We start from the raw sequence: 6,700 nt of genomic DNA, 5'->3' as shown, positions 1-6,700 counted from the left end.
TGCGGGCGTGGTAGCCAAGATCATCGACTAATTAGTTTCTTAGTCTGATCAAAACGGGCCGGCATGTGCTATCATGTCGGCCCGTCGTAGTATTTACTTACATTGCCGGAAACAAAATGTTGCCGGTTCGTTCTTTTAAGGAATAAGCATGTCCGCTCCAAACCAAAAGATCCGTATCCGCCTGAAGGCTTTCGACTACAAGCTGATCGACCAGTCCGCCCTGGAAATCGTTGACACCGCCAAGCGCACCGGCGCCGTGGTAAAAGGCCCAGTTCCTCTGCCAACCCGTATCCAGCGTTACGACGTGCTGCGTTCCCCGCACGTGAACAAGACTTCCCGCGACCAGTTCGAAATCCGCACCCACCAGCGCCTGATGGATATCGTGGATCCAACCGACAAGACCGTTGACGCCCTGATGAAGCTGGACCTGCCAGCTGGCGTGGACGTCGAAATCAAACTGCAGTAATCTGGTTTCGAAATAAAAAAGCCCGCACTATGCGGGCTTTTTTTTCGCCGGTTTGCTGCCAGGCAAACGAAAGAGCCCGCATCTGCGGGCTTTTGCTTTTATTGATTTCAGGCAAACAATCTTCGGCAACATTATAAAAAAGCTATGAAAACGTGTTGTGGAAATGGCGATTCGCGTAAGAAATGTTTCGGTAGTGTTACATAACTGATGAGTTATCCCTTATCATTAACGGCTTTTACTTTTAATAAATAAGTTAAACACGCAAGGGAGTAGTAGTGAAAAGCACACGTAACCTGAACAAAAAAGCGATCGCCGCTGCCGTGGCAGTTGCCTTCGCCGCCCCAGCCTTCGCGCAAGAAGCCGCTGAAAAAATCCAACGCGTTGAAATCACTGGTTCCAGCATCAAGCGTACCGCCTCCGAAGCCGCTGGCGCGGTGCAGGTACTGAACCGTGCGGATATCGAGCGCACTGGCGCCACCACCGCGCTGGACATCCTGAACAACGCTGCCGCCATCGAAACCAGCATCAGCTCCGAAACCGTGGGTTCGGGCTCGTTCGCGACCGGTTCCTCCGGCGTTGGCATGCGCTCCCTGGGCAAGGTATCGACCCTGGTCCTGGTGAACGGCCGCCGCATCGCGCAGTACGGCCTGTCCGACGGCGCACAGCAGAACTTCACCAACCTGGACGCGATCGCTTCCGAATCGATCGAACGCATCGAGATCCTGAAAGACGGCGCATCGGCAATCTACGGCTCCGACGCCGTGGCTGGCGTGGTCAACATCATCCTGCGCAAGGACTACGTGGGCGCCAAGGTCAAGGCTTCCTACAGCGGCGCCGATGGCTTCAAAGACTACCGTAACCGCAACGCCACCGCCATCATCGGCTTCGGCGACATCGACACCGACGGCTTCAACACCTGGCTGAGCGTCGAAGGCTACAAGCGCGATGGCTGGACCACCGGCGAAATCAAGGGCCAGTACCCATCGTGGCACAAAGACACCCCAGGCCGTTCGACCTGGGATGCCAAGAGCGCCTACTCGCCAACCGGTAACTACTTCCTGAGCGCGACCAATATCGTCGCCGCCCCAGGCTGCCCGGCAGAAGCGATCGACCCGATCGACAAGCAGTGCAAGTGGGACGTGCTGCCGTACTCCGGCCAAACCACCGACAACAAGCGTTGGGCCCTGGCTTCCAACACCCATTTCAAGATCGGTAACTCGATCGACGCCAACTTCGAGATCACCTCGGCTGGCGCGACCAACGACTACATCGTTGCGCCTCTGGCAACCTTCACCACCAGCGCACCGGTCAACCCATGGTACAACGTGTACGGTGGCAAGATGGTCAGCGGCTTCACCTATCCGAAGCTGCCGGTTGGCCATCCAAACAACCCATACAAGACCCCGACCGAACTGCGTGCCCGCATGATGGACACCGGCGACGGCTTCAACTTCAACACCACCGACTCCGAGCAGTCCCGCTTCATGCTGGCACTGAACGGTACCTTCGGCACCTGGGACTGGAAGTCGGCTGTTGGCTACATGAACTCCGAAGCGACCAAGGCCACCCGGGCCACCAGCGCCAAGGGTTACACGGACGCGATCGTGAGCAAGTCCTACGTGTTCGGCCAGAAGAACGATCCAGCCCTGCTGGAGAAGATGTTCCCGGTCCGTACCACCGTTGGTGCAGCCCGCATCCTGTTCGCCGACGCGACCGTCACCGGCACCGTGGCTGAACTGCCAGCCGGTCCGCTGAACGTTGCAATCGGTACCGACATCCGCCGCGAATTCTACGAGATGAAGTCTTCGGACAACGTCCTGAACGGCGAACTGGTGGGCATCTTCGGCCTGCAGGTGAAAGACGTTTCCAAGCACTACGCACTGTTCGGCGAAGCCACCATCCCTGTGGTCAAGCGCGTTGAACTGAGCGCCGCCCTGCGTGCCGACAAGTCCGGCAATGCCGACGCCCACGTTTCGCCTAAGCTGGGCCTGCGTTGGAACCCGGTTGACAGCCTGCTGCTGCGCGCCACCGGTGCTGGCGGCTTCCGTGCGCCGAACATCGTTGAATCCGGTAACGGCCTGGGCCGCTCCTCGGTTTCCAACTCCGTCAACGACCCACGCCGCTGCTCGATCGCCAACCAGCTGAACGCCCTGGTGCAGAACGCTCCTGGCGTGACCCCGTCGGACAAGTCCCTGGCCAACACCTACCGCGCTGCGGATTGCTCCGGTTCCCTGCCAAGCTTCGTGGCCTCCAACCCGGACCTGAAGCCAGAGACCTCCAAGTCCTATACTGTGGGTACCGTATGGCAGCCAACCAAGGACAGCAGCCTGGCGATTGACTACTTCAACATCCAGCGCAAGGATGAAATCGGCACCCGCGCGGTGGCCGACATCCTGAAAGGCGAGTCCTCGCTGCCAGCTGGCCAGCTGATCCGTATCGACAACACCATCACCGATAACGAGTTCCTGGAAATCGTTAAGAAGTACGCCCCAACCAACACCCTGAACTTCGGTGGCGTTGGCAAGCTGGGTCTGGTGTACAACCCATACGTGAACTCCGGCCGCACCAAGGTATCCGGCTTCGACTTCGACGCCGCCACCAAGTTCCGCATGGGTGCATGGGGCGACCTGGACTTCAAGCTGGAAGGTGCCTACCTGCTGAGCTACAAGCAGTTCTCGGAAGCTGACAACAAGTACAACGACAACATCGCCGGCAACTACGACACCGGCTCCCGTCTGCGTACCAAGCTGCGTGGCGTGTGGAAGAAGGGCGTCTACAACAACGGCCTGACCGTGCACTACGCCAGCTCGTACAGCAACAACAACGATGGCTCGCCAACCTACTGCGCGACCAACAATGTGAAGGCTGAGTTCCTGGAAGCCTGCGGCAAAGTTAAAGCCAACACCACCGTTGACTACAGCTTCGTCTACACCGGCATCAAGAACGTGCGTCTGAGCGCCTTCGTGTACAACCTGTTCGACAAGGAACTGCCAGTGAAATGGCGCGAAGGTTTCACCCCATGGGCACCTCAGCTGCGTACCTACTCGGTTAGCGCTGCTTACACCTTCTTCTGATCCGGAAGCGGTGTAATACAATGAAAAGCCAGGCAGCAATGCCTGGCTTTTTTATTTAAGGGGGGCCGCCATGCGCACCACCATCATCCTGCTGTCGCTCGCCGCCGCGCTGTGCGCCTGCGCGAAGAAAGACAACCCCGCCAACCAGGCGGCGCAAGACATCAGAGCCATGGGCGCCCAGCGCGACAAGGCGCAAGACGCAGTCAAGTCACTGGAAGACAGTCAGCAAAAGGCGGCCTCCGCCGCTGCGAAGGCCGCCGAAGGAGAGGCGCCAACGAACTGAAGATGGCTTGTTAAATCCGATGTTGTTCGAAGGGGCGGATTAGTAAGTAATCGATGAGCGTCAGGACGTGATCTCGCTCGTTCAGCGTCGATTCGGACTTGTATTGGTCTCGGTTGCCGTTAATCGTGCAGTTGTCTAGATAAAGCCTGCCTTCTCGCGGAGTCACGCTAAGCGAATAAATGCAATGACCGGTCCAACTACGATGGAACTGGAGCTTGTTGCCGGTCATATAGATTAGCCATTTGTCTTCCATCTGCTGTGGGGCAAACCCGCGTTGGATCAAGTAACTGTCGAATGCCCCGTATTCCTTGCCGATGTGGATTTCCTCTGTCGCATCGGGCATGGCTCGCAGTTCGTGAAAGTCGGTGGGCTGCGCAACGGTGAGCAAGTCGGTGGTGCAGGGCTTACATGCCTTGATCATCAAGGTTTGGCCTTTCCCCGCTTCGTCGACTCGACGCCCAACCAGGAAGTCGCAATCGTGAACGAGGACCTGAATGTCGATTGTCAGGGGGTGTTGCTGGGCCGAGTACCGCAGGACGCTCAATTCAAGGCGAAGTATCCCTTTGCCTGTTTTAAGGGGGATGAGTCGATGGACGAAAGTGGGAATTGGTTCACAATTTGGCAGTTGGACAAATCCGATCCAGCTTCCTTCCTGGATTGTTAGTTTCACTTGAAGTCCTGTTCTCAAAAATGGTGCGCGATTCTAGCAGCCGCGCGTCAGTTATACTCGCGCGCATGGGCGAAAAGACAATTCTCATCGTGGAAGACGAGGCGGCGATTGCGGAGAGCATCGCGTTCGCCTTGCGTAAAGAAGGCTTCGAGCCGCGGCATGTGACGCTGGGCGAGCAGGCGCTGGCCGTGGCGCGTGAGCGGGCGCCGGCGTTGGTGATCCTCGATGTCGGCCTGCCCGATATCAGCGGTCTCGATGTGTGCCGCCGCCTGCGCCAGTTCTCGGACGTGCCGGTGATTTTCCTGACCGCGCGCAGCGATGAGATCGACCGCATCGTCGGCCTGGAGATCGGCGCCGATGACTACGTGACCAAGCCGTTCTCGCCGCGCGAGCTGGTGGCGCGCGTGCGGGTGATACTGCGCCGTGCGGGCGCGGGCAATGGCGCACCGGCGCCGGCTGCGCCAGACCGGGCGCCGCGCTTCGAGCTGCGCGCACCGGAGGCGCGCATCCTGTTCGCCGGCCAGGCGCTCGACCTGACGCGATACGAATACCTGCTGCTGAAAACCCTGGTCGAGCATCCCGGCCACGTCATGTCGCGCGCACAGCTGATGGACCGCGTCTGGAGCGACGCGCCCGATACGCTGGACCGCACGGTGGACGCCCACATCAAATCCCTGCGCGCCAAGTTGCGCACCATCGACGAATCCGCCGACCCGATCCAGACCCATCGCGGCATGGGCTACAGCCTGCAAACCAGCGCATGAAGATCGGCCTGCGCATCCTGCTTGGCTACTTCCTGATCGTCGGCGTGGCCGCCTGGCTGCTGATGAATGTATTCGTGGAGCAGGTCCGCCCCGGCGTGCGCTTCACGATGGAAGACATGGCCGCCGACACCGCCCAGCTCCTGGCCGGCGCGGTAGCGGCCGATGTGCGCGATGGGCACTTCGATGCCGATATGCTGGCGCGCCTGCAGGACGCGTCGCAGCGCGCCCTGGTGGCGAACATCGGCGACGTGGCAAAGCAGCGCATCGGCTACCGCATCTACATCACCGACGCGCAGGGCATCGTGCGCTTCGACACGGCCGGCAAGGCGCTCGGCCAGGACTACTCGCGCTGGAACGACGTCTACCTCACGCTGCGCGGCAAATACGGCGCGCGCATGACGCGCGAAGTGCCGGAGCAGGATGCCAGCACCGTCATGTACGTCGCCGCTCCGGTGCGCGACGGCGAGCGCATTATTGGCGCGCTGACGGTGGCCAAGCCCATTTCCGGCGTCAAGGCCTTCATCGAGCGCAGCCAGCGCAAGCTGCTGCAATGGGGCGCCTTGCTGCTTGGCCTGTCGCTGCTGGTCGGCGTGGCGATGACCTGGCGCATCATGGGCACGCTGCGCAAGCTGATGGTGTTCGTGGCCGAAGTGCAGGCCGGCCGCAAAGCCGTCATGCCTAAATTGGGCAGCAGCGAAATCTCCACCCTTGGCCACGCGCTGGAAGCCATGCGCGCCAAACTGGAGGGCAAGGACTACGTCGAAACACTGATGCACACGCTGACGCACGAACTGAAAAGCCCGATCGCCGCCATCCAAGCCACGGCGGAACTGCTGGAGGAAGACATGCCGCCCGAACAGCGGCGCCAGTTCCTGGCCACCATCCAGGCCCAGAACGCGCGCCAGCGCGACCTGATCGACAAGCTGCTGGCGCTGGTGCGGGTGGAAAAGCAGCAGGGCATCGACGAGGCCGCAGCGGTCGATATCGCCAGCCTGCTGCAGGACGTGGCCGGCGACTTCCGTGCCCGCCTCGATGCGCGCGCGCTGCACTTGCAGCTCAGCGTCGACGATACCCCGCGCGTGCGCGGCGACGCCTTGCTGCTGCGCCAGGCGATCGGCAACCTGCTCGATAACGCCATCGGCTTCGCGCCGCAAGGCAGCACGGTGCAGCTGGCTGCGCGCATCAGCGGCGCGCAGCTCGAAGTCAGCGTCGCCGATGCCGGCCCCGGCATCCCGCCCTACGCCGAAGGACGCCTGTTCGACCGCTTCTATTCCCTGCCGCGTCCCGACGGCGCCAAGAGCACCGGCCTTGGCTTGCCCTTCGTGCGCGAAGTCGCCGCCTTGCACGGCGGCAGCGCGCAAGTGGTGAACGGGGAGGGCAGCGGCTGCCGCGCGTCCTTGCTGCTGCCGCTTCACACAGAACGCATCGTCAGCACATAAACGC

The 6,700-nt window shown here is 60.7% G+C and carries 6 protein-coding genes; 5 read left to right on the top strand and 1 reads right to left on the bottom strand.

Annotated features, from left to right (window positions below; all coding sequences use genetic code 11):
- Nucleotides 1-148 precede the first annotated feature (148 nt).
- The 3 genes from rpsJ (at nucleotide 149) to AAHE99_RS17625 (ending at nucleotide 3,823) form a co-directional block, all read left to right on the top strand.
- Nucleotides 149-466, top strand: coding sequence for a 30S ribosomal protein S10 (rpsJ, locus tag AAHE99_RS17635; protein WP_028101676.1), 318 nt, complete (start codon nucleotides 149-151; stop codon nucleotides 464-466).
- A 275-nt stretch (nucleotides 467-741) separates the two neighbouring features.
- A complete protein-coding gene (locus AAHE99_RS17630; RefSeq protein ID WP_342118650.1) occupies nucleotides 742-3,540 on the top strand; it encodes a TonB-dependent receptor plug domain-containing protein in 2,799 nt (932 codons plus the stop codon).
- Between the two features lie 70 nt (nucleotides 3,541-3,610).
- On the top strand, nucleotides 3,611-3,823 hold the full coding sequence (locus tag AAHE99_RS17625) for a hypothetical protein (RefSeq protein WP_342118649.1): 213 nt from the start codon (nucleotides 3,611-3,613) through the stop codon (nucleotides 3,821-3,823).
- A 10-nt stretch (nucleotides 3,824-3,833) separates the two neighbouring features.
- On the opposite strand, the gene AAHE99_RS17620 is transcribed toward AAHE99_RS17625, so the two are convergent.
- Nucleotides 3,834-4,493, bottom strand: coding sequence for a hypothetical protein (locus AAHE99_RS17620; protein ID WP_342118648.1), 660 nt, complete (start codon nucleotides 4,491-4,493; stop codon nucleotides 3,834-3,836).
- 65 nt (nucleotides 4,494-4,558) lie between these two features.
- On the opposite strand from AAHE99_RS17620, the gene creB reads away from it, so the two are divergent.
- Together creB and creC are read left to right on the top strand one after the other, a co-directional pair.
- Nucleotides 4,559-5,257 carry a two-component system response regulator CreB gene (gene creB / locus AAHE99_RS17615; RefSeq protein WP_342118647.1) on the top strand — a complete coding sequence of 233 codons (699 nt, stop codon included), beginning with the start codon at nucleotides 4,559-4,561 and terminating at the stop codon, nucleotides 5,255-5,257.
- Nucleotides 5,254-6,696: a two-component system sensor histidine kinase CreC gene (creC, locus tag AAHE99_RS17610; RefSeq protein ID WP_342118646.1), complete on the top strand. Its 1,443-nt coding sequence runs from the start codon at nucleotides 5,254-5,256 to the stop codon at nucleotides 6,694-6,696. Before creB ends, creC begins: the two co-directional genes overlap by 4 nt.
- Nucleotides 6,697-6,700 lie beyond the last annotated feature (4 nt).

The sequence above is a fragment of the Pseudoduganella sp. OTU4001 genome (assembly GCF_038440195.1).
Taxonomy (GTDB): domain Bacteria; phylum Pseudomonadota; class Gammaproteobacteria; order Burkholderiales; family Burkholderiaceae_D; genus Rugamonas.
The sequence above is the reverse complement of the archived record's forward strand: the minus strand, read 5'-3'. Positions and strand labels throughout refer to the sequence as shown.